Annotated in this window: 23 protein-coding genes and 1 other RNA gene; 13 read left to right on the plus strand and 11 right to left on the minus strand. The window is 64.5% G+C overall.

Features of this window, described 5'->3' with window-relative positions:
• Nucleotides 1–8: 8 nt before the first annotated feature.
• The 3 genes from AC07VL_RS00325 (at nt 9) to AC07VL_RS00335 (ending at nt 2,275) form a co-directional block, all read left to right on the plus strand.
• Nucleotides 9–446: a DNA polymerase III subunit chi gene (locus tag AC07VL_RS00325; protein ID WP_494804101.1), complete on the plus strand. Its 438-nt coding sequence runs from the start codon at nt 9–11 to the stop codon at nt 444–446.
• Nucleotides 443–823 carry a DUF2486 family protein gene (locus AC07VL_RS00330; protein WP_494804102.1) on the plus strand — a complete coding sequence of 127 codons (381 nt, stop codon included), beginning with the start codon at nt 443–445 and terminating at the stop codon, nt 821–823. The genes AC07VL_RS00325 and AC07VL_RS00330 overlap by 4 nt, the downstream gene beginning before the upstream one ends.
• A gap of 309 nt (nt 824–1,132) precedes the next feature.
• The gene (locus tag AC07VL_RS00335; protein WP_290601486.1) at nt 1,133–2,275 is read left to right on the plus strand and encodes a branched-chain amino acid ABC transporter substrate-binding protein; all 1,143 of its coding nucleotides are present in this window, start codon (nt 1,133–1,135) and stop codon (nt 2,273–2,275) included.
• Here the strand turns inward: AC07VL_RS00335 and AC07VL_RS00340 are convergent.
• Nucleotides 2,268–3,170 carry a LysR family transcriptional regulator gene (locus AC07VL_RS00340; protein ID WP_494804103.1) on the minus strand — a complete coding sequence of 301 codons (903 nt, stop codon included), beginning with the start codon at nt 3,168–3,170 and terminating at the stop codon, nt 2,268–2,270. The two genes, AC07VL_RS00335 and AC07VL_RS00340, sit on opposite strands and share 8 nt — an antisense overlap.
• Before the next feature lie 91 nt (nt 3,171–3,261).
• Here AC07VL_RS00340 and AC07VL_RS00345 point away from each other — a divergent pair, with 91 nt between their 5' ends.
• Nucleotides 3,262–4,281, plus strand: coding sequence for an NAD-dependent epimerase/dehydratase family protein (locus AC07VL_RS00345; RefSeq protein ID WP_494804440.1), 1,020 nt, complete (start codon nt 3,262–3,264; stop codon nt 4,279–4,281).
• Between the two features lie 29 nt (nt 4,282–4,310).
• Here the strand turns inward: AC07VL_RS00345 and AC07VL_RS00350 are convergent, their stop codons facing one another.
• Nucleotides 4,311–4,622 carry a c-type cytochrome gene (locus AC07VL_RS00350; RefSeq protein WP_290601489.1) on the minus strand — a complete coding sequence of 104 codons (312 nt, stop codon included), beginning with the start codon at nt 4,620–4,622 and terminating at the stop codon, nt 4,311–4,313.
• 220 nt (nt 4,623–4,842) lie between these two features.
• Nucleotides 4,843–6,714, minus strand: coding sequence for a dihydroxy-acid dehydratase (gene ilvD / locus AC07VL_RS00355; RefSeq protein WP_494804104.1), 1,872 nt, complete (start codon nt 6,712–6,714; stop codon nt 4,843–4,845).
• Between the two features lie 173 nt (nt 6,715–6,887).
• Here ilvD and AC07VL_RS00360 point away from each other — a divergent pair, with 173 nt between their 5' ends.
• Together AC07VL_RS00360 and lgt are read left to right on the plus strand one after the other, a co-directional pair.
• Nucleotides 6,888–7,799, plus strand: a complete 912-nt coding sequence (locus AC07VL_RS00360; RefSeq protein ID WP_494804105.1) for a LysR family transcriptional regulator — start codon at nt 6,888–6,890, stop codon at nt 7,797–7,799.
• A gap of 79 nt (nt 7,800–7,878) precedes the next feature.
• Nucleotides 7,879–8,703 carry a prolipoprotein diacylglyceryl transferase gene (lgt, locus tag AC07VL_RS00365; protein ID WP_494804106.1) on the plus strand — a complete coding sequence of 275 codons (825 nt, stop codon included), beginning with the start codon at nt 7,879–7,881 and terminating at the stop codon, nt 8,701–8,703.
• Between the two features lie 7 nt (nt 8,704–8,710).
• Here lgt and AC07VL_RS00370 read toward each other — a convergent pair whose 3' ends face one another.
• From AC07VL_RS00370 to AC07VL_RS00390, 5 genes are all read right to left on the minus strand, one after another.
• Nucleotides 8,711–9,175 carry an EVE domain-containing protein gene (locus tag AC07VL_RS00370; RefSeq protein ID WP_494804107.1) on the minus strand — a complete coding sequence of 155 codons (465 nt, stop codon included), beginning with the start codon at nt 9,173–9,175 and terminating at the stop codon, nt 8,711–8,713.
• An 87-nt stretch (nt 9,176–9,262) separates the two neighbouring features.
• Nucleotides 9,263–9,440, minus strand: a non-coding RNA gene (ssrS, locus tag AC07VL_RS00375) — 6S RNA.
• A gap of 54 nt (nt 9,441–9,494) precedes the next feature.
• Complete coding sequence (locus AC07VL_RS00380; protein WP_071322260.1) at nt 9,495–9,806, minus strand: cell division protein ZapA; 312 nt, start codon at nt 9,804–9,806, stop codon at nt 9,495–9,497.
• The gene (locus AC07VL_RS00385; protein ID WP_290601682.1) at nt 9,806–10,069 is read right to left on the minus strand and encodes a DUF904 domain-containing protein; all 264 of its coding nucleotides are present in this window, start codon (nt 10,067–10,069) and stop codon (nt 9,806–9,808) included. Before AC07VL_RS00385 ends, AC07VL_RS00380 begins: the two co-directional genes overlap by 1 nt.
• Before the next feature lie 156 nt (nt 10,070–10,225).
• Nucleotides 10,226–10,972 (minus strand): hypothetical protein, encoded by a 747-nt coding sequence (locus tag AC07VL_RS00390; protein ID WP_494804108.1) that lies wholly within the window; start codon nt 10,970–10,972, stop codon nt 10,226–10,228.
• A 534-nt stretch (nt 10,973–11,506) separates the two neighbouring features.
• On the opposite strand from AC07VL_RS00390, the gene groES reads away from it, so the two are divergent.
• From groES to AC07VL_RS00405, 3 genes are all read left to right on the plus strand, one after another.
• The gene (gene groES, locus AC07VL_RS00395) at nt 11,507–11,797 is read left to right on the plus strand and encodes a co-chaperone GroES (RefSeq protein WP_010400979.1); all 291 of its coding nucleotides are present in this window, start codon (nt 11,507–11,509) and stop codon (nt 11,795–11,797) included.
• A gap of 50 nt (nt 11,798–11,847) precedes the next feature.
• Nucleotides 11,848–13,497 (plus strand): chaperonin GroEL, encoded by a 1,650-nt coding sequence (groL, locus tag AC07VL_RS00400; protein ID WP_494804109.1) that lies wholly within the window; start codon nt 11,848–11,850, stop codon nt 13,495–13,497.
• A gap of 185 nt (nt 13,498–13,682) precedes the next feature.
• Nucleotides 13,683–14,198 (plus strand): hypothetical protein, encoded by a 516-nt coding sequence (locus AC07VL_RS00405; protein ID WP_494804110.1) that lies wholly within the window; start codon nt 13,683–13,685, stop codon nt 14,196–14,198.
• A 6-nt stretch (nt 14,199–14,204) separates the two neighbouring features.
• Here the strand turns inward: AC07VL_RS00405 and AC07VL_RS00410 are convergent, their stop codons facing one another.
• Together AC07VL_RS00410 and AC07VL_RS00415 are read right to left on the minus strand one after the other, a co-directional pair.
• Nucleotides 14,205–15,449 (minus strand): MFS transporter, encoded by a 1,245-nt coding sequence (locus AC07VL_RS00410; protein WP_494804111.1) that lies wholly within the window; start codon nt 15,447–15,449, stop codon nt 14,205–14,207.
• Nucleotides 15,446–15,976, minus strand: a complete 531-nt coding sequence (locus AC07VL_RS00415; RefSeq protein ID WP_494804112.1) for a PadR family transcriptional regulator — start codon at nt 15,974–15,976, stop codon at nt 15,446–15,448. The genes AC07VL_RS00410 and AC07VL_RS00415 overlap by 4 nt, the downstream gene beginning before the upstream one ends.
• Nucleotides 15,977–16,075: 99 nt before the next feature.
• Here AC07VL_RS00415 and AC07VL_RS00420 point away from each other — a divergent pair, with 99 nt between their 5' ends.
• Nucleotides 16,076–16,633, plus strand: coding sequence for a GNAT family N-acetyltransferase (locus tag AC07VL_RS00420; RefSeq protein WP_494804113.1), 558 nt, complete (start codon nt 16,076–16,078; stop codon nt 16,631–16,633).
• Between the two features lie 117 nt (nt 16,634–16,750).
• A complete protein-coding gene (locus tag AC07VL_RS00425) occupies nt 16,751–18,283 on the plus strand; it encodes a POT-type proton-dependent oligopeptide transporter (protein WP_494804114.1) in 1,533 nt (510 codons plus the stop codon).
• Nucleotides 18,284–18,336: 53 nt separating this feature from the next.
• Here AC07VL_RS00425 and AC07VL_RS00430 read toward each other — a convergent pair whose 3' ends face one another.
• Nucleotides 18,337–19,980, minus strand: a complete 1,644-nt coding sequence (locus tag AC07VL_RS00430) for an alpha-D-glucose phosphate-specific phosphoglucomutase (RefSeq protein ID WP_494804115.1) — start codon at nt 19,978–19,980, stop codon at nt 18,337–18,339.
• Between the two features lie 122 nt (nt 19,981–20,102).
• Between AC07VL_RS00430 and AC07VL_RS00435 the strand changes: the two genes are divergently transcribed.
• A complete protein-coding gene (locus AC07VL_RS00435) occupies nt 20,103–20,681 on the plus strand; it encodes a sigma-70 family RNA polymerase sigma factor (RefSeq protein WP_494804116.1) in 579 nt (192 codons plus the stop codon).
• A gap of 8 nt (nt 20,682–20,689) precedes the next feature.
• Nucleotides 20,690–21,778, plus strand: a complete 1,089-nt coding sequence (locus AC07VL_RS00440) for a FecR family protein (protein ID WP_494804117.1) — start codon at nt 20,690–20,692, stop codon at nt 21,776–21,778.
• The last annotated feature ends 25 nt before the right edge of the window (nt 21,779–21,803 follow it).

Raw genomic sequence — 21,803 nt, forward strand, 5'->3', positions numbered from 1 at the left:
GGAATGACATGACGCGCGTCGACTTTCATACCAATGTGCCGGACAAGCTGGCCTACGCCTGCCGCCTGGCGCGCAAGGCGTATATGGCCGGCAACAAGGTCGTCGTACTGGCGCAAGATGGCGCCCAGCTTGACGCCCTGAATGGGGCCATGTGGACCATTTCCGCCACGGATTTCCTGCCCCACGTGCCGGCCGGCGACCCGCTGGCGGCGCAAACGCCCATCATCCTGACGGACGACGCGGCGGCCGAGTTGCCGCACCATGACATCCTTGTCAACCTGTCCCATCTGCCGCCAGACAATTACGCGCAATTCCAGCGCGTCTTCGAGATCGTCTCCATGGATGAGCAGGACGCCCAGGCGGGCCGCCAGCGCTTCCTGCACTACCGCCAGCAAAACGTGCAGCCGACCCACTTCGTGGCGGGCAATTCAGCGGGCAAGCCATGAGCCAGCTGCCGTTCGACCAGGGCATCCCCCTGCTGACGGAAGTGCTGCTGGGGCCGGATGTGCCGGAGGCGGCGCCCGTCGCGCCAGCTGCCGCCCCGGCTGCCGTCGAGGAAGCACCGGCGTTGCCGCCGGGCGTGGTGCAACCGGACTGGGACGCCATCGAAGCACGCCTGACCCAGCGCATCCTGCACCAGGTGCAGGGCAAGATCGACCACCTGCTGGAAGAGCGCATCGCCCACGTGCTGCAGACGGCCCTGCAGAATGCCCTGATCGGCATGCGCGGCGCCCTGCGCGAAGACTTGCAGCAATCGCTGGAACAGATCGTGGCGCATGCCGTCAGCCATGAACTGGGACATCTGCATCCGCCAGCACAGTAATCAAGCCACTTTTACCCCTGGCAACGAATTACCGGGGTCGGCCCCTGAGGGTCCGGCCCCGGTCCTTGCCGCTGGCTTAATGCCAGCATTCCTACACCCTTCCCCCTCCCAACGCCATTCTTTGGTGCGCGCGCGCCTGCGAAATCGGTGCATCGCGCCTCACTTTGGTGATTGTTGCGACAAAATGCAAAAAGCCCGAAATGCGGCTTTGCGCCGCCTGTTTTTTGTTGTACCTTTCCTCACACGTACCGCCATTCGAAGCGGTTTTTCACGAGACGCCGCCGTATCTTTATCCATTGGAGAATGTTTATGCTGCTCAAGACCAAAATCCTTCCTCTCGCCGTCGCCCTCGCCTTTGCCGGCCATGCGGGTGCGCAGGAAATCATCAAGATAGGCCATGTCGCCCCGGTCTCTGGCGCCAGCTCCCACCTTGGCAAGGATAACGAGAACGCGGCCAAGATGGCCATCGAGGACTTGAACGCCAAGGGCTTCAAGATCGACGGCAAGCCCGTGAAATTCGTGCTGGTGCCGGAAGACGACGCGGCCGACCCCAAACAGGGCACGGCCGTGGCGCAAAAGCTCGTCGATGCCAAGGTCAACGGCGTCGTCGGCCACCTGAACTCGGGCACGACGATTCCCGCCTCGCGCATTTATTTCAATGCGGGCATTCCGCAGATTTCGCCGGCCGCCACCAACCCCACCTACACGCAGCAAAAATTCAACACGGCCTTCCGCGTCGTGGCTAATGACAACAAGCTGGGGGGAACGTTGGGCGCGTATGCCGTCGGCAAGCTGCAGGCGAAGAAAATCGCCGTCATCGACGACCGCACGGCCTACGGCCAGGGCGTGGCGGAACAGTTCGTCAAGGGCGCGAAGAAAGCCTCGCCATCCGTGCAAATCGTCGGCAAGGAATTTACCAATGCCAATGCGACCGACTTCAATGCCATTTTGACCAGCATCAAGTCGAAAAATCCCGACCTGATCTTCTTCGGCGGCATGGATTCCGTGGGCGGCCCCATGCTGCGCCAGATGAAGGCGCTGGGCATCAAGGCCAAGTTCATGGGCGGCGACGGCCTGTGCACGGAACCGCTGGGCCAGTTGGCCGGCGACGCCGTGGGCGAAGACATGGTCACCTGCGCGGAAGCGGGCGGCGTGACGGGCGCGCAGCAGAAAGGCATGGATGATTTCCGCGCCCGCTACAAGCAGAAATACAATATGGAAGTGCAGCTGTACGCGCCCTACGTCTACGATGCCGTGATGACCATGGCCACCGCCATGGCCGACGCCAAATCGTCGAAACCGTCCGTCTACCTGCCTTATCTGGCCAAGGTGCACTACCAGGGTGTGACGGGTCCGATCTCGTTCGATGCCAACGGCGACATCAAGGATGGCGCGCTGACCCTGTTTACCTATCGTGGCGGCAAGAAGACCAAGATGGAAGTGGTCAAATAAGCGGCTGGCTGGCAACGTAATCGCGTAATCCTTCGACCAGCGCGTCGAAGGTGGCGCGGCAGCGCAGGCTGCCGCGCAAATCCTCATGCATGGTGACCCACGTCTCCATCGGCAGCGAAAACGCCTGCGGCAGCACGCGCCGCAGGGCCGGATCGCGCGCCGCCAGGCCAGACTGGCACACGCCGATGCCGGCGCCCGCGCGGATCAGGGCCAGTTGCGCCAGGTCGCTATTGCAGCGCCAGGCGAAATTTTCCCGCGTAAATCCCTGGAAAGCCGTCCCCGCATTGCGCACGAAGGGACTCGCCTCGTCGTAGCCGATGACGGCGTGGCGCGCCATGCCGTCCAGGTCCAGCGGCGTGCCATGGCGCGCCAGGTAATCGGCGTGCGCGTGCAGGCCCAGTTCGATATTGCCCACCTTGCGCGCCACCAGCTGCTCCTGGCGGGGCCGCAGCATGCGCACGGCGATGTCCGCCTCGCGGCGCAGCAAATCCTGCACCTTGTTGCTCAACACCAATTCCACGACCAGTCCCGGGTGGCGCTCGCGCAGGCGGGCCAGGATCGCCGGCAGCACCTCCACGCCCACCGCCTCGCTGGCCGAGATGCGCACCACGCCGACGACACCCTGCCCCTGGGCGCTGGCTGCACGCTGCATCAGGGCCGCCGTATGCTCCATCGCTTCCGCATGGGGACGCAGCGCCAGGGCCACTTCCGTGGGCAGCAAGCCCAGCTGTGAACGCGTGAACAGGGTCACGCCCAGCGCCTGTTCCAGCGCGGCGACGTGCCGGCCGACAGTGGGCTGCGTGATGGCCAGCGCGCGGGCGGCGCCGGACAGCGAACCGTGCTGCAGCACGGCCAGCAAGGAGCGGTAGTATTCCCAGGCGATGGCGGTAGTCATACATAAATGTATAGCCTGTGGGCGATGTTCGTCAATTCCCAACTAGCCTTGCGCGGCAGATACTGCAGTCATCAACCACAGGGAGGACATGATGGACAACACGAAATCGGTATTGGTACTGGGCGCCACGGGCGGCATCGGCGGCGAGATGGTGCGCCAGCTCCTGGCGGCGGGCTGGCAGGTACGCGCCCTGACGCGGGGCGAGATGCCCTCGCCACGGAGCGATCACATCGAGTGGCTGCGCGGCGATGCGCTGTCGCGCGCGGACGTGCTGGCGGCCGCCAAGGGCTGCGCCGTCATCGTGCACGCCGTCAACCCGCCCGGCTACCGGAACTGGGGCCAGCTGGTGCTGCCCATGCTGGACAACACCATCGCCGCGGCCATCGCCGAGGGCGCCACCGTCGTGCTGCCGGGCACCGTGTACAACTATGGCCCCGACGCCTTCCCCGCAGCGGGGCACTTACTTGCGGAAGACGCGCCGCAGCGCCCGCTGACGCGCAAGGGCGCCATCCGCGTGGAACTGGAAGCACGGCTGGAGCGGGCCAGCACGCAGGGCGCGCGCGTCATCATCGTGCGCGCGGGCGACTTCTTCGGCCCCCGCGCCGGCAATAACTGGCTCTCGCAAGGCCTCGTGAAACCGGGACAGCCCGTGCGCAGCGTGCTGTACCCGGGCGCCCCCGGCATCGGCCACCAGTGGTCCTACCTGCCCGACGTGGCGCGCACCATGCTGCAATTGCTGGCCGTGCGCCGCACCTTGCCGCCGTTTGCGCGCTTTCACATGGCCGGCCACTGGGATCACGACGGCCGCCAGATGACGGGCGCCATCGTCCGCGTGGTGGAGCAGGCGACGGGCGCCCGGCCCGCGCTCAAGTATTTCCCGTGGTGGCTGGTGGCCCTGGCGTCGCCGTTCGTGACGACCATGCGCGAAATGCGCGAGATGCGCTACCTGTGGCAAACGCCCTTGTCCATGGACAATACGCAGCTGCTGGCCGTGCTGGGCCAGGAACCGCACACGCCGCTCGACGAGGCGGTGCGGGCGACATTGGCGGGCATGGGCAATCTGCAAACGGCGGCAGGCAAAAAAAACGCGCCGGGATTGCCGGCGCGCTGATTGCGGTACTGCGGGTCTGTCGGCACAGATTATTTCTGTGCCAGCACCCATTTGACCAGGGTATGGGCTTCCGCCTCGCTCACCTGCGGGTTCGCTGGCATCGGGATCGCACCCCAGGTGCCGGAACCGCCCTTCATGACTTTCGCCGCCAGCTTGGCTTCCGCGTCTTTCTGACCGGCGTACTTGGCAGCGACGTCCTTGAACGCCGGGCCCACCAGTTTCGTGCTTACTGCGTGGCAAGCCATGCAATTCTTGGCTTTTGCCAGGTCCGGATTGGCCAACGCCGCTTGCGAGGCCAGAGCCGACACGGCCAATACACTCACCAACATAAAACGTTTCATTGTCTTTTCTCCAAAGTTACTTCCTGCGGCATTTTACTGTGTTTCCGCAGATGCACCACGAGCCCAGATCAAGCGTTTCAATGTAGTAACGCAATGTGGTCAGAAGGCATACCTATTCTGCCCCATCTGCGCGCGCATGACCATGTTGTTTGTAAGGCGATGTAACGCCAGGCGGCCCCGCGCAGTCAAACGGGGCCGGCCGTCGTACTTATGCAACAAATCAGCGTTTCTGCTTCTTCAGCTGGGAGAGATCGCGCACCGCGCCGCGGTCAGCCGACGTCGTCAGCGCCGCATACGCCTGCAGCGCCTGCGACACGTAGCGCTCGCGGTTGACGGGCAGCCAGGCCGCGTCGCCCTTCGCTTCCATGGCGGCGCGGCGCGCGGCCAGCTCGGCATCCGTGACGCGCAGCTTGATGGTGCGCGCGGGGATGTCGATGTCGATGAAGTCGCCCTCTTCCACCAGGCCGATGGCGCCGCCTTCGGCCGCTTCCGGCGAGGCGTGGCCGATCACCAGGCCCGAGGAGCCGCCCGAGAAGCGCCCGTCCGTGAACAGCGCGCAGGCCTTGCCCAGGCCCTTCGACTTGATGTACGAGGTCGGATACAGCATTTCCTGCATGCCGGGACCGCCTTTCGGGCCTTCGTAGCGGATGATGACGACGTCGCCTTCATGCACGGTATCGGCCAAAATCGCTTCCACAGCGGAATCCTGGCTTTCGAACACGCGCGCCTTGCCCGAGAATTTCAGGATGCTTTCATCCACGCCGGCCGTCTTGACGATGCAGCCCTTTTCCGCCAGGTTACCGTACAGGACGGCCAGGCCGCCATCCTGCGAATAGGCGTGGGCCTTGTCGCGGATGCAGCCCGTGCTGCGGTCCGTGTCGACGGCAGCGAAGCGCTCGGACTGCGAGAACGCCGTCTGCGTCGGCACGCCGCCCGGCGCGGCGCGGAACAGTTCATGCACGGCCGGATCGTCCGTGCACTTGATGTCGTTTTGCGCGATGGCGTCGGCCAGGGTCGGCGCGTGGATCGTCGGCAAAGTCGTGTCGAGCAGGCCGGCGCGCGCCAGTTCGCCCAAAATTCCCACGATGCCGCCGGCGCGGTGCACGTCTTCGATATGGTATTTGTCCGTCATCGGCGCCACCTTGCACAGGCAAGGCACCTTGCGCGAGATGCGGTCGATGTCGGCCATCGTGAATTCCACTTCCGCCTCGTGGGCGGCGGCCAGCAAGTGCAGCACGGTATTCGTCGAGCCGCCCATGGAGACGTCGAGCGCCATGGCGTTTTCAAACGCGGCCTTGGTGGCGATGGAACGGGGCAGCACGGTGTAATCGTCCTGCTCGTAGTGGCGCTTGGCCAGTTCCACGATCAAACGGCCCGCGCGCAGGAACAGCTGCTGGCGGTCCGAGTGCGTGGCCAGAATCGTGCCGTTGCCGGGCAGGGCCAGGCCCAGCGCTTCCGTCAGGCAGTTCATCGAGTTGGCCGTAAACATGCCGGAGCAGGAACCGCAGGTCGGGCAGGCCGAGCGTTCGATTTCCGCCACGTCGGCGTCGGACACCGTGCTGTCGCCCGCCTTGATCATGGCGTCGACCAAATCCAGCTTGATGATCTTCTGCGCGCCGTTGACCACCTTGACGACCTTGCCCGCTTCCATCGGCCCGCCGGAGATGAAGACGACGGGGATGTTGATGCGCATGGCGGCCATCAGCATGCCCGGCGTGATCTTGTCGCAGTTCGAGATGCAGACCATGGCGTCTGCGCAGTGGGCGTTGACCATGTATTCAACGGAGTCGGCGATCAGGTCGCGCGAGGGCAGCGAATACAGCATGCCGCCGTGGCCCATGGCGATGCCGTCATCGACGGCGATGGTGTTGAATTCCTTGGCCACGCCGCCCGCCTTTTCGATTTCACGCGCCACCATCTGCCCCAGGTCCTTCAGGTGCACGTGGCCGGGCACGAACTGGGTGAACGAGTTGACGACGGCGATGATCGGCTTGTCGAAATCGCCATCCTTCATGCCGGTGGCGCGCCACAGGGCGCGGGCGCCAGCCATGTTACGGCCGTGGGTGGTGGTGCGGGAGCGGTATTGCGGCATGATGGGGTCCTTCCAAGGATGATTGATGCCTGGCTGCGCGGGTTTGCAACAAAACCCTGCGTGCAGTGGGGGTACGCCAGATTGCCTTGCGCGCGCGCCACTGTCAAATATATGATGCACGTGTCTGTGATTCATTTTGCATATCACAGCAATCAATCAGCATGGAAACGCCTATGCATCTTGAATTGCGCCAGCTGCGCTATTTCGTCACCGTCGCCGAGGAACTGCACTTCGGCCGCGCCGCCGCGCGCCTGCACATGACGCAGCCGCCCCTGTCGCAGACCATCATGGCCCTGGAAGAACTGCTGGGCGCCCCCCTGTTCCTGCGCACGCGGCGCGAAGTGCAGCTGACGCCGGCAGGCACGGCCCTGCTGCCCGAGGCGCGCCGCCTGCTGGCCCAGGCGCAGGACTTGCCCGCGCTGGTGCAGCGGGCCGCACAGGGCGAGGCGGGACGTTTGAGCCTGGCGTTTGTCTCCTCGGCCGACTACAGCGTGCTGCCGCCCCTGCTGCGCGCTTACCAGACGGCCTATCCGCAGGTGCAGATCCAGTTGCAGGAGGCCACCTCCGACCTGCAGCTCGATGAATTGCTGGCCGGGCGCACGGATGCGGGCCTGCTGATCCCGCCCCTGCCCGAGAAGGCGAAGGGGGAACTCGACTACCTGCCCGTGCTGGCCGAGCCGCTGGTGCTGGCCGCGCCGTCCGGCCTCGACGTATTGACCACGCCGGGCCCCGTGCGGCTGCGCGACGTGCCGCCCCTGCCCCTGATCCTCTTCCCGCGCGCCATCTCGCCCGCCCTGCACGACGCGATACTGGGCGTCTTCCGCGCGGCCGGCATCACACCGCAGATCGGCCAGGAAGCCATCCAGATGCAGACCATCGTCAGCCTCGTCTCGGCTGGCATGGGCATCGCGCTTGTGCCACAATCGGTATCGAATCTGATGCGCCCGGGCGTAGAATACAGGCCGCTGCAGGACGCCACCCCGCTGGTGGAAACGGGCCTGGCCTGGCGCCGCGACAATCCGTCGGCCGTGCTGCAAGGCTTTCTGGCGCTGCTGCGCCAGCAGATAAGCGATGCTGGTCAATAAATTAAGTGGCCGCTAAGGCAAAAAAGCGCTGGCGCCCCCATACTACGCAACCTTGGCTTTAAATAAAGAAAGAAACTCCATGCTGATACACCCGATGCCCAATCCGATAGCCATCCAGATCGGCCCGCTCGCCGTGCACTGGTACGGCCTGATGTACGTGCTGGCCTTTGCCCTGTTCATTATCCTGGGCCGGGTGCGCATCAAGCAGCCGCATATCGCCAGGCTGGGCTGGCAGAAGGAGGATCTCGACGACATGCTGTTCTACGGCATGCTGGGCGTGGTGATCGGCGGACGCCTGGGCGAAGTGCTGTTCTACCGTCCCGAATATTTCATGCACAATCCGCTCGAGATCTTCATGGTCTGGCATGGCGGCATGTCCTTCCATGGCGGCTTCCTCGGCGTCATCCTGGCCATGTACCTGTGGAGCCGCAAGGCGGGCCGCAACCTGTTCGACGTGCTCGACTTCATCGCGCCACTGGTGCCGCTCGGCTACGCAGCCGGCCGCCTGGGCAACTTCATCAATGCCGAACTGCCGGGCCGCATCGCGCCGGAAACCCTGCCGTGGGCCATGCAATGGCCGGGCATTCCGTATCCCGTGCACCCGTCGCCCATCTACCAGATGCTGGTCGATGGCATTTTGGTATTCATCATCCTGTGGCTGTATGCGCGCAAGCAGCGCCCCCGCATGGCCGTGGGCGCCATGTTCACCCTGCTGTACGGCTGCGCGCGCTTCTTCACGGAATACTTCCGCACGCCGGACTGGGAAGTCGTGTGGCTGGGCGTGCCGATCACGTCGGGCCAGATGCTGTCCCTGCCGATGATCGTGGGCGCCATCGTGCTGCTCGTGTGGGCGTACAAGAGCCAGGTGATGGGCACGCCGCCCACCAAGGCGCGCGCGGCCTGAAGGGCGATCAGCCCAGTAGTTTGCTTGTAATCACTTTCCATTGCGCCGGCGTCACCGGCGTGATGGACAGCCGGCTGCCCTTCTTGAGCAGCAGCATGTCTTCCAGTTCCGGCATCTGGCGCATCTCGGACAGGGGCAGCAGCGCCGTCTTCTTCACGCCCCGCACGTCGACGCTGATCCAGCGCGGCTGCTCAGGCGTGGCCTTCGGGTCGAAATACTTTCCCCCCTCTTCAAACTGGCTGTGATCGGGATACGCCGTGCTGGCCACTTCGGCCACGCCCGCCACGCCCGGCTGCGGGCAGCTGGAGTGGTAGAACAGCACGCCGTCGCCCACCTGCATGCCATCGCGCATGAAGTTGCGCGCCTGGTAGTTGCGCACGCCAAACCACGGCAGGGTGTGCCCGGGCGCGGCCATCAGGTCGTCGATGCTCACTTCATCGGGTTCCGATTTCATCAGCCAGTACTGTGTCATTGCATTCCCCAGGTCAGATAGTCAAAGCGACAGGCGTAAAAAAACGGCTGCGCATGCTGATGCTGCAACCGTTTTTTGTACTGCAAATTGGGCCCCGCCTGTGCCGCTATGCCGGCATCCCGAACCAAACGGTTCAAGGTGGTCACGTTAGTTCAATTTCGGGTTCGTCGAACGAGCGACGCTCACTCCCATCAAACAAAATTCGCAACCGATGCGCATAAATGGTTCAAGGAATATATGGCAATCGCGAACACCGCAGGGTAGACGCAAGTTTACTCCTTAGTCCGCGCATCGCAAAGACAAATCGTACCGTGCCCGCCTAAAAAAGGTTTTCCTGGGGCGTCAATGCGCTGTCCAGGACGGTGTGCATGGCCGAGATTTTCTGCTTCACTTCCAGGATGGTCAATTCCGACAGCGGCCCTTGCGGCGACTTCACGGAGAGAAACTCTGCCGCCACGCCCAGGGCGGCCAGCACGGCGATGCGGTCATTGCCCTTGACCTTGCCCGCGTCGCGGATGGCTTTCATCTTGCTGTCGAGATAGATCGCCGCTTCGCGCAGCGCGCGCTCTTCGCCATCGCGGCACACCATGCTGTAGGCCTGGCCCATGATATTGACATCGACACGCGGCATTACGCTTCCTTCCCGTTCTCGGCACTGTAGGCACCGGCTTCCGAGGCGGCTTGCTCCAGGCCAGCCTGCACCAGTTCCGGGATTTTTTCCAGCAAGGCTTCCACCCGCTCCTGCGCCTCGCGCATGCGCTGCACGTACTGCGCATTGTCGGCGGACAGCGCGGCATTGTCCTTGCGCAATTGCGCGTTTTCACGACGCAGCGCATGGGTCATTTCGGCCAGCAGGCCTATTTTGTCGGATAATTCGTTGAATTCGGAAATCATCCCGCCACTATAGGGCGGACGCTCCATGGGCGTCAATCGAATCACGCCGCTGTCACACATATTTACATCAATGCAGGGCAGTTGGCGGACAATACACACTTTTTCCGGCGCTTTTCGCCAAGTGCGCGCATCTGCCGGCGCCGCGATGGCAGCGTGTTACTCGTCGACGTAATCGGGTTCGATATCCAGTCCGCCATAGCGGTTTTCGCAAGAACGGCGCACCAGCGTCTGTTGTCCGCCCTTGCCGTCAAGCACCATCGTCAAGTCGCGGCAAGTCTGGCGGTAGCTGCCAGGCTTGGCGTCCGTCCCCGAGGGCGTCAGGCGCACTGCCAGCGGCGCCGCATTGCCCAGTCCCTTGTTGCTCCACTGGCGGCTCTTGCCATCCTCTTCATCCTTCAGGGTGCGCACGGCCGCCTTCAGCAGCGCGGCCCGCTCCTGCGCATTCAGCGCGGCCACCGTCACGTCCGACAGGAAGGGCGGATACGCGACGGGCGCCGCGTCCTTGCCCTGCACATCCCACTTGCCGCTGCTCTGCGAGCAGGTGCGCCGGCTCAGGTCCTGCGTTTTACCGGCCGCCGTGACGACGAATTTCAGGTCGCGGCACATGTGCGCCTTCAGGCTGTGCTCCGTCATGCCGGAATTGCTGAAGTTATACGTGACCTTCACCAGCACGCCGCTGTCGCCGCCGTTGTCCCACAGGTGCGCTTCCTGGTCGTCATCGTCCTTGTTGAGGTCATTGAACAGGTCGTTCAGCAGCATTTCCTTTTCCAGCGGCGTCAGGGCCGCGACCGTGATCTCGTCGGCGATGGTGCGGGGTTGCGCGGCGGCATTGCCCAGCAGGGCGAAGCCGAGGGTGCAGGCGGCCAGCAGGCGCGGCGCGGAAACGTGGAACAGGGAAGGCATGGCGTTCTTTCTAACGGATAAGGGGATAAGGCGATGTTTGATATGCAATTACAATCATCTTATCAAATTCCATAGCAAAACTCCGTTACCCTTGCGTACAGGAACAGCCCCCTGCCGGCAAGCATGCTAGAGTCAGGTTTACTGCTGACGCCCGGGGACAAGGCTTGTCACAGCGCAAACCTTGTGCGAATGCAGGCTGCACAGTTCTTCCAAGCTTATGTTCCCTTCGAATAAGCCCTTGAAGTTGCCCCCTACCGTCCCTATAATTAGCACTCGTTAGTAGAGAGTGCTAACAAACTCTTTCGTAGCAATCCTCAGGAAATGATGGTGCTTGTCAGGCAACAGCAGGGAACGCTACGCGGCGGGCGACGCCGCGATGCACCACTGCCTGGCGCCAGCGGGCGCACGATGACCGGGGGTTTGCTTGACCGTTGCGGGCCGTTTTCAACGGCGGCCATTGAAAGCACGCCTGGCGCTGTGCCAGGCATGTCTTCATTCAGCAACACTTATCCATTGAACTTTAAGGAGTTTTGTATGAATCTGCGCCCATTGAACGATCGCGTCATCGTCAAACGCCTCGACCAGGAAACCAAGACTGCGTCCGGCCTCATCATTCCTGATGCAGCTGCTGAAAAACCGGATCAAGGCGAAGTCCTTGCCGTAGGCAATGGCAAGATTCTCGACGACGGCAAAGTCCGTCCTCTGGATGTCAAAGTGGGCGACCGCGTCCTGTTCGGCAAGTACGCTGGCCAAACCGTCAAGGTTGACGGCGATGAGCTGCTGGTCATGCGCGAAGAAGACATCATGGCGATCGTCGTCAAGTAATTGTTTCCACGTTTTAGATAACTCATTCCGAAATTTCTGGAGAATTGAACATGGCAGCTAAAGAAGTAGTATTCGGCGACGCAGCGCGCGCCAAGATGGTCGAAGGCGTCAATATCCTCGCCAACGCAGTCAAAGTCACCCTGGGCCCGAAAGGCCGCAACGTGGTCCTGGAGCGCTCGTTCGGCGCCCCTACCGTCACCAAGGATGGTGTATCGGTAGCGAAAGAAGTTGAACTCAAAGACAAGCTCATGAACATGGGCGCGCAAATGGTCAAGGAAGTTGCTTCCCGCACCAGCGACAACGCCGGCGACGGCACCACCACCGCCACCGTGCTGGCACAAGCCATCGTGCGCGAAGGCATGAAGTTCGTTGCCGCCGGCATGAACCCGATGGACCTGAAGCGCGGTATCGACAAGGCCGTTGCCGCCACCGTGGAAGAACTGGCGAAAATCGCCCGTCCTTGCACCACCACCAAGGAAATCGCCCAGGTTGGCGCGATCTCGGCGAACTCGGACTACTCGATCGGCGAGCGTATCGCTGAAGCGATGGAAAAAGTCGGCAAGGAAGGCGTCATCACCGTTGAAGACGGCAAGTCGCTGAACGACGAGCTGGACATCGTGGAAGGCATGCAGTTCGACCGCGGCTACCTGTCGCCTTACTTCATCAACAACCAAGAGAAGCAAGTTGCCGTTCTGGACAGCCCATTCGTGCTGCTGTGCGACAAGAAAATCTCGAACATCCGTGACCTGCTGCCGGTACTGGAACAAGTCGCGAAAGCCGGCCGTCCACTGCTGATCATCGCCGAAGACATCGAAGGCGAAGCGCTGGCGACCCTGGTGGTGAACAACATCCGCGGCATCCTGAAAACCTGCGCAGTGAAAGCACCAGGCTTCGGCGACCGCCGCAAAGCCATGCTGGAAGACATCGCTGTCCTGACGGGCGGCCAGGTGATCGCTGAAGAAGTCGGCCTGACCCTGGAAAAAGTGACCCTGGCCGAACTGGGCCAGGCAAAGCGCATCGAAGTGGGCAAGGAAAACACCATCGTCATCGATGGCGCCGGCGAAGCTGCCTCGATCGAAGCACGCGTGAAACAAGTGCGTGTCCAGATCGAAGAAGCGACCTCGGACTACGACCGTGAAAAACTGCAAGAGCGCGTGGCCAAACTGGCTGGCGGCGTTGCCGTGATCAAGGTTGGCGCAGCCACCGAAGTCGAAATGAAAGAGAAAAAAGCCCGCGTTGAAGATGCACTGCACGCTACCCGCGCTGCCGTGGAAGAAGGCATCGTGCCAGGCGGCGGCGTAGCCCTGCTGCGCGCACGCGCCAACATCGCGATCAAGGGCGACAATCCTGACCAGGACGCCGGCATCAAGATCGTCCTGCGCGCCATGGAAGAGCCACTGCGCATGATCGTGCAAAACGCTGGCGAAGAAGCGTCGGTCGTCGTGGCAGCCGTACTGGCCGGCTCCGGCAACTACGGCTACAACGCTGCCAACGGCACGTATGGCGACATGGTGGAAATGGGCGTCCTGGACCCAGCCAAAGTGACCCGTTCGGCGCTGCAAAACGCCGCTTCGATCGCTTCGCTGATGCTGACGACCGACTGCATGGTCTGCGAAATCGCTGACGACAAGGCAGCCGGCGGCATGGGCGGCGGCATGGGTGGTATGGGCGGCATGGGCGGCATGGACGGCATGATGTAATGTCCTGCGGCCAGTCGCGCAGGCGACGGCGCACCTGGCCGCATACGCCGGGACAGGGCTGGCAGGCCAAAAGCTGCCAGCGCCTTCCCGGCGGCCCCGAAAGCCACCTTCCACGGAAGGTGGCTTTTTTTCGTCTTACTTTTCAGCAATTCCAACGATTGCCCGCCTGCCCGTTTTGCTTTAGCATGGCCGCCATCGTCCACCCTTCCGAAACACCCCATACCATGCCGCCACGCGCCTCTTCCTCCAAAACCGCCATCATCGCCGGCATCCTGGCCGGCTTGCTGGCCGCCGGGCTCGGCGCCTTCTACCTGTATCAGCAGCCCGCCCGGCACGGCGGCAGCGCCCCGGCGGCGAGCAACGGCACGGCCGCCGAGGCAGCCAGCGCGCGCGCCGTCGATGCGCTGATGGCTTTGCCGGAGATCAAGGCCTGGTCGGCGCACATCGAAAAAGCCTCGGGTGGCCGCGCCCATGGCGCCGTGATGGAAACGGCGCCGGAGACGCGCCTCGTCGATGGCGCCGCCTACTATCAGCTGAGCTTTTTTGAAAGCACGCCGGATGCGGCCCACCGCTGGGAAAGCTTCGTCGTCACGCCCGACGGCAAGCGCATCCTCGTCGACGACGTCGTCAGCGGCGAACTGCTGAGCCTGGAGCGCTGGCGCCAGGACAGCGCCCCCATGCAGCGCATCGCCACGCAGTAATTCCCCCTACGCCGGCGCCCCCTGCGGCGCCGCGCCGCGCACGCGCGCCACCCACCACACCGTCAGCAGGGACAAGCCCGCCGCCAGCCAGCCATTCATGCCATAGCCGCTGATGTGACCAGCCGCGTCCGTTTGCAGGGTCAGTCCGCCCAGCCACGCACCCAGACCATTGCCCAGGCTTTGCAGGGCCGAATTGGCGCTGAGGAAAGCGCCCCGCTTGCGCGGCTCCGGTATCGTCGTCAGCAGCGCCTGCAGCGGGATGGTGCGGCCCGACACGAGCACCATGAACAGGGAAAACGCCAGCATCAGCGCCCACAGCGGCAGCTGGGGCAGGTGCGTGACCAGCAGCATGGGTACGATGGAAGCGAGGGCCACCCAGCGGTACACCTGCCGCTTGCCGGCGCGGTCCGCCCAGCGCCCGATGCGCCTGGCCGTCAACAGGGTGGCGCAGCCGCCCGCCAGGTAGACCCAGGTCACGTCGGCCGGCGCCAGGCCCATATTGCCCACCAGCACAGGTGAAATGAAGGGGATCAGCAGCATGCCCGCCGTCATGTTCACCACCGACAAGATGAAGGCGTCCAGGTGGCGCCGCTCCTGGAACAGGGCCAGCAGGTTCGGCAGCACCTGGCGCAGCGGCGTGGCAGCGGCGCCCATGTGCGCCGTCAGCGAGGGCAGCACGCGCGCGGCGCCGAACCAGATCAGGAACGACAGCAGCACCAGCAGGTAGAACGGCGAGGCCCAGCCGAAATGCGCGGCCAGCACCACGCCGATGGGCACGCCGCCCACGGCCGCCATGGCAAACGAGGTCATGACGACGCCGGTGGCCGCGCCGCGCCGCTCGGCGGGAATCACGTCGCCGATGATGGCCATGACGATGGCGCCCAGCACCCCGCCTGTCAGCCCGGCAAAGGCGCGCGACCACAGCAGCACGTGGAAGTTCGGCGCCAGCGCGCAGGCCAGGTTCGACACGGTAAACAGGCAGAACATGGTCAGCAGCAGCTTCTTGCGGTCGAAGCGGTCGACATACGTGGCCGCCAGCAGGCCGGACAGGCCCGCGCACCACGCATACGCGGAAACGGCGCCCGACACGGCGGCCGGGCCGATGCCAAACGCCTGCATCAGCTGCGGCGCCAGCGGCATCATCACCATGAAATCCATGATGACGGTAAATTGCGTGAGCGCAAGCAGCCACAGCATCGCCCGTTCGCGCGCCGGCGTCAGCATGGGCGCTGCTGCTGGCAGGGGCGTCATGCCAGCGCCTCGATGTCGGCGCGCGCCTGGCGCAGGATGGCGCGGATGGCGTCCAGGCGGACGGCGTCCGGCTCGCCTGCGCGCCCGCGCGCGATCACCACGGCCTTCAGCTCGTGCATGAGCTGGCGCAGGTCGTCGCCCGCCTCCCCCGGCGTGCCCACCCTGGCGGCGATGGCATCGACGTAGGCGCGGTTCGCGTCCAGGAAGGCCAGCCCCTCGGGCGTGATGCTGTGCAGCTTCTTCGTGCCGTCGAGGCTGACGGCCACGTAGCCCTGCCCCACGAGGCCGTGCATCAGCGGATAGATGGCGCCGGGACTGGGCGCGTACGCGCCGCCGGCGCGCTGGCCGATGGACTTGATGATGTCGTAGCCATGGCGCGGCTTGTCGGCGATCAGTTGCAGCACCAGATAGCGCAAGGTGCCCGCATCGAACATTTTCGGCCCGCGGGTGCCGGGCGAGCCCGGCGTATCGCCCTGGGCGTGGGCTGCCGCGCGCACCGGGCGCGCGCCGTGCAGGAGGGAAAGCATGATGAGTCCTAAGATATATCGCAATAAGATATATCTTATGATCGAAAACAGTCCAATGCAAGGTTTACTTTCCGGCATCGAAGCCCGATACTCGCCAGCATGCCCGCCACCACCATCCGCCCCCTCGCCCCCGACGACGCTGCCGCCTACCGCGCCCTGCGCCTGGCCGGCATCGCCGAACTGCCGGCGGCGTTCTGCACCACGCATGCGGCGGAAAGCGCCGTGCCCCTGGCACAGATGGCCCAGCGCCTGCGGGCCGCTCCGCACCAAATAATATTTGGCACTTTCGATGGAGCGCAACTGACCGGCATCGCCGGCCTGCGCCGCGAAGCGATCGCCGTCGTGCACGACAAGGCCAGCCTGTGGGGCGTGTACGTGGCGCCGTCCGCGCGCGGCCATGGCGCGGGGCGGCAACTGGTGCAGGCCGCCATCGCGCACGCCTGCGCCATCCCCGAGCTGGCCCGCGTGCGGCTCGCCGTGGCGCCGGACAACCATGCGGCGCTGTCCCTGTATCTGGGCTGCGGTTTCGTGCTGGCCGGCGAGGCCGCGTCCGGCGGCCTGCTGCAACTGCAGTTGACGTTGCCGCGCCCTGCCATCGCAGGACCACGAAATGATGTCTTTATGAAAATCAATACCTTACAAGTCCTTGCGAAATAGCCAGGGGACCGTTTTTTCTGTTGCAAGCAAGCGCAACAGGCCTTAGCATCGCGGCTTACAAAAAATACTTGGGGAGAGCCAATGTCATCGGCCGAGACACACACCGCCACGGGTAAAATGCCCCGGCAAATACCGTACATCATCGCCAACGAAGGCTGCGAACGCTTCAGCTTTTACGGCATGCGCAACATCCTGACGCCTTTCCTCATCAGCACCCTGCTGCTGATGATCCCGATCGACCAGCGCACGGGCGAAGCCAAGCACGTGTTCCACACCTTCGTCATCGGCGTGTATTTCTTCCCGCTGCTGGGCGGCTGGCTGGCCGACCGCTTCTTTGGCAAGTACAACACCATCTTCTGGCTCAGCCTCGTGTATTGCGCCGGCCATGCCTGCCTGGCCATCTTTGAAAACAGCGTCAACGGCTTCTATTTCGGCCTGTTCCTGATCGCCTTCGGCTCAGGTGGCATCAAGCCCCTGGTGGCCTCGTTCGTCGGCGACCAGTTCGACCAGACCAACAAGCACAAGGCCAAGCTGGTGTTCGACCTGTTCTACTGGATCATCAACTTCGGCTCCTTCTTCGCCTCGCTGCTGATGCCGATGTTCCTGCGCGATTACGGCCCGTCGATCGCCTTCGGCATCCCCGGCGTCATGATGCTGGCCGCCACCATCGTCTTCTGGATGGGCGCCAAGAAATACGTGCACGTGCCGCCGGCACCGCCGAATCCCGATTCGTTCACCCGCGTGGCCCGCACCGCCCTGCTGGCCCGCGTCGATGGCGGTTCGCGTCCCGGCCTGTACATGGCGTATGTCGGCGTGATCGGCGCCCTGTATGCGTTCTACAGCATTCCCGAATGGGGCTTCGTGATTTCCGCGTGTACAGCGCTGGTCCTGCTGCTGGCCTTCGGCAGCATCGGCACGGCCATGCAGCTGGAACGCGCGCGCGGCATCCACCCGGACGAAGCAGTCGAAGGCGTGCGCGCCGTGCTGCGCATCCTCGTCATCTTCGCCCTCGTCACGCCGTTCTTCTCGCTGTTCGACCAGAAGGCCTCGACGTGGATCGTGCAGGCCAACACCATGGAAAAACCGAGCTGGTTCCTGCCGGCGCAGATGCAGGCGCTGAACCCGATGCTGGTGATGCTCCTGATCCCGTTCAACAACCTGGTGCTGTACCCGATGCTCAACCGCTTCGGCCTGGAAGCGACGGCCCTGCGCCGCATGACGGCCGGCATCGGCTTTTCCTCGCTGGCGTGGATCGTCATCGGCCTCTTGCAACTGGCGCTCGACAGCGGCAACGCCGTCTCCATCATGTGGCAGATCCTGCCGTACGCCCTGCTGACATTCGGCGAAGTGCTGGTCTCGGCCACGGGCCTGGAGTTTGCGTACAGCCAGGCGCCCGTCTCGATGAAGGGCGCCATCATGAGCTTCTGGAACCTGTCGACCACGGTGGGCAACCTGTGGGTGCTGATCGTCAACCGCAGCGTCATGAACGAAGGCGTGATCGGCAAGATCGCCGAAAGCGGCATCAGCGTGACGGCCTTCCAGATGTTCTTCTTCGCCGCCTTCGCCGCCGTCGCCATGCTGGCCTTCGGCCTGTATGCGAAACGCTACAAAATGGTCGACAACTACCGCAAGACGGCCGTGCCGGCATAAGCGTGATGCCGGTTTGATCTGACGCAAAAAGGGCGCCCCCGGGCGCCCTTTTTTTACGTCGTCACGCTCGGCGCGTCGCGCCCCGTGCGCTCGCGTATCTGCGCCACCTGCTCGGCCACGGCGATCAGTCCCGCCAGCGCTTCCTGGGTCGGGATCGCGTGTTGCGCGACATCGGCTTCGTAGCGCTCCAGGTACAGGCGCAGGGTGGCGCCCTGCGTGCCAGTGCCGGACAGGCGCAGCACGATGCGCGCGCCGTCCGTCATGATGATGCGGATGCCCTGCTGCGTCGCCACGGAACCGTCGACGGGGTCCGTGTAGCTGAAATCGTCCGCCAGCGCCACCGTGTAGCCGTCGAACTGCCGGCCCGGCAAGCCGGCCAGCTGGCCGCGCACGGCTTCCATCAACTGCTGCGCGCCGGCGCTGTCGATGTCTTCGTAGTCGTGGCGCGAGTAGTAATTGCGTCCGTACGTGGCCCAGTGCGCGCGCACGATGGCTTCCACCGATTGTTTTTTCGCCGCCAGCAGGTTCAGCCAGAACAGCACGGCCCATACGCCATCCTTTTCGCGCACATGGTTCGAGCCCGTGCCGTAGCTCTCTTCGCCGCACAGCGTGGCCATGTCCGCGTCGAGCAGGGTGCCGAAGAATTTCCAGCCCGTCGGCGTCTCGTAGCACGGGATGCCCAGCGCGCTGGCGACCCGGTCGGCCGCGCCCGAGGTGGGCATGGAACGGGCGATGCCCTTCAAGCCCCCACGGTAGCCGGGCGCCACGCCGGCGTTGGCGGCCAGGATGGCCAGGCTGTCCGACGGCGTGACGTCGAAACGCCGGCCGACAATCATGTTGCGGTCGCCGTCGCCGTCCGAGGCGGCGCCAAAATCGGGGGCCTCATTGTCACCATCTCCGGCTGCCATGATGGCGATCAATTCCTGCGCATTGACGGGGTTCGGGTCCGGATGGCCGCCGCCGAAGTCTTCCAGGGGCACGCCGTTGATGACGCTGCCCTTCGGGGCGCCCAGCATGCCCTCCAGGATGGCCGTCGCGTACGGGCCGGAGACGGCGTGCATGCCGTCAAAGCAGATGCGCAGGCCGCCCGCGAACAGGGCGCGGATGGCGTCGAAATCGAACAGCTGCTGCATCAGTTCCGCATAGTCGGCCACGGAGTCGATGACTTCGACCGTCATCTGCTCGATGCGCACGGCTCCCAGGGTGTCGAGGTCGATGTCCGCCGCGTCGCTGATGCGGTATTCGCTGATCGTTTGCGTGCGCGCAAACATGGCTTCCGTGACCTTCTCGGGCGCCGGGCCGCCATTGGCGATGTTGTACTTGATGCCGAAATCGCCATCGGGACCGCCCGGATTATGGCTGGCCGACAGGATGATGCCGCCGCTGGCGCCATGCTTGCGGATCACGCAGCTGACGGCCGGCGTCGACAGGATGCCGCCCTGCCCCAGCAGCACGCGCGCGTAGCCGTGCGCGGCCGCCATGCGCAGCACCGTCTGGATCGCCGCGCGGTTGTAATAGCGGCCATCGCCGCCCAGCACCAGGGTCTGGCCGCGGCAGTCGCCCACGGTATCGAAGACGCTCTGCACGAAATTTTCCAGGTACTGCGGTTCGCTGAACACGCCCACCTTCTTGCGCAGGCCGGAAGTCCCAGGCTGCTGGCCGGCCATCGGCGCCGTGTTGATTATTTGAATAGCCATCTTGCCTCCACATTAACCCCTCATGGTAACGCATGCCGCCGGGGGGACAAAGCGTTGTCCCCCTGCCACGGTGCGGTAAACCGCTTAAGGTGCCGGCCCACAGTGGCCCGCCATATAATATAATGAGAATCATTCTCATATGTGGCCGGCCTGGCGACACCTACCTCAAGACATCGGACGCCGTGGTTGCACGCTACTACCAAGAACTGCTCAATTTCTGCTGGCGCGGCTTGCGCAACCGCGAGACTGCCCTGGACCTGGTGCAGGAAAGCTACGTGCGCGTGCTCGGCGTGCAGGCCCGTTCCGGAGCGGGCGAACAGACCGTGCGCGAGCCGCGCGCGCTGCTGTACCACACGGCGCGCAACCTGATGATCGACAAACACCGCCGCGCCGCCCTGCGCCAGTACGACGCGCTCGACGCCCTGCCCGAGGCCGCGCATCCGGCCGCGCCGCAGCACCTGCAGCCGGAACAGGCACTGGAAAACAGCCAGGACTGGCAAGCCTGCGTGGCCGCCATCGACGCCCTGCCTCCCCGCTGCCGCGATGCCTTCGTGCTGCACGTGTTCGAGGAATTGCCGCACGCGCAGATCGCCGCGCGCATGGGCATTTCCGTGAGCATGGTGGAAAAGCATATCGCGCGCGGCATGCTCAGTTGCCAGGCGCAGTTGCTGCAGTTGCATTCTTTGCGGGAAGCCACATAATGGCGCCCATGAACAGCCGCCCGCCCCGCCACGATTTCGGCCCCTGCGCCCAGGAGCAGGCGGACTTGCGCGAACACGCCGCCTTTGCCGACGCGCAAGATGGCGTGGCGCTGGCGGCCGCCACCTGGTTCAGCTGGCGCGGCAACCTCGATGCGGTGCAGCAAGCCGAATTTGCCGCCTGGCTGGCGGCCGATGCGCGTCACGCCCAAGAGTACGCGCAGCTCAAAGACACGCACCGCGCGGCGCGGCGGATTCCCGCCCAGGTCGCCGCGCGCTGGACGGTGCCCCCTGCGCCAGCACAAGCGCCCCGCCGCCCGTTTCTGCGCTCCCTGCTGCCATATGCGGCGGCCGCCATGCTGGCACTGTGCGTGGGCGCGGGCGGCTACCAGTGGTGGCAGCACCCCGTGTTCAGCCAGGCGTATGCCACGCAGCGGGGCCAGCGCCTGGCCGTGTCGCTGCCCGACGGCAGCACGGTGCAGCTCGACACATCCACGCAATTGCACGTCACCCTGTACCGCCAGCGCCGCGAAGTGCGCCTGGCGCACGGCGAGGCGCTGTTCCAGGTGCAATCGCAGCAGGGCCTGCCCTTCGACGTGCGGAGCGGCCCCCTGACGGTGACGGTGGTGGGAACGCAATTTTCCGTGCGCAACACCCTGGCGCACGACGGCCAGCTGCGCGTGGCCGTGCAGCATGGGCACGTGCGCGTGGCGGGCGCGGCGCAGGACCGGGTCGACCTGCGGGCCGGCCAGGGCGTCAGCAGCGATGCCGGCGGCCGCCTGTCCGCCGTCGCCAGCCTGGCCCCGGGCAGCGTGGCGCCCTGGCGCGCAGGCCGGGTCACCTTCGACAACGTGCCCCTGGGCGCGGCGCTGGCCGAATTCGAGCGCTATGGCGACACGGGCCTCGTCGTGCGCGATCCTGCCGTGGCGCGCCTGCGCATCGGCGGCAGCTTCAGCCTGGCCCAGCTGGACCGCTTCGCCGCCGCCCTGCCGCAGCTGCTGCCCGTGCACGTCGTGCGCGATGGTGCCGTCAGCAACATCCGCATGGCGCCCAAGGCCCCCGCGCAAGGGCCGGCCATGCAACTGCAACAAAATAAATAAAAATATCGCATGCGCAGGTGTGGGT

It is taken from the genome of Janthinobacterium sp. GW821-FHT03C08 (genome assembly GCF_059420905.1).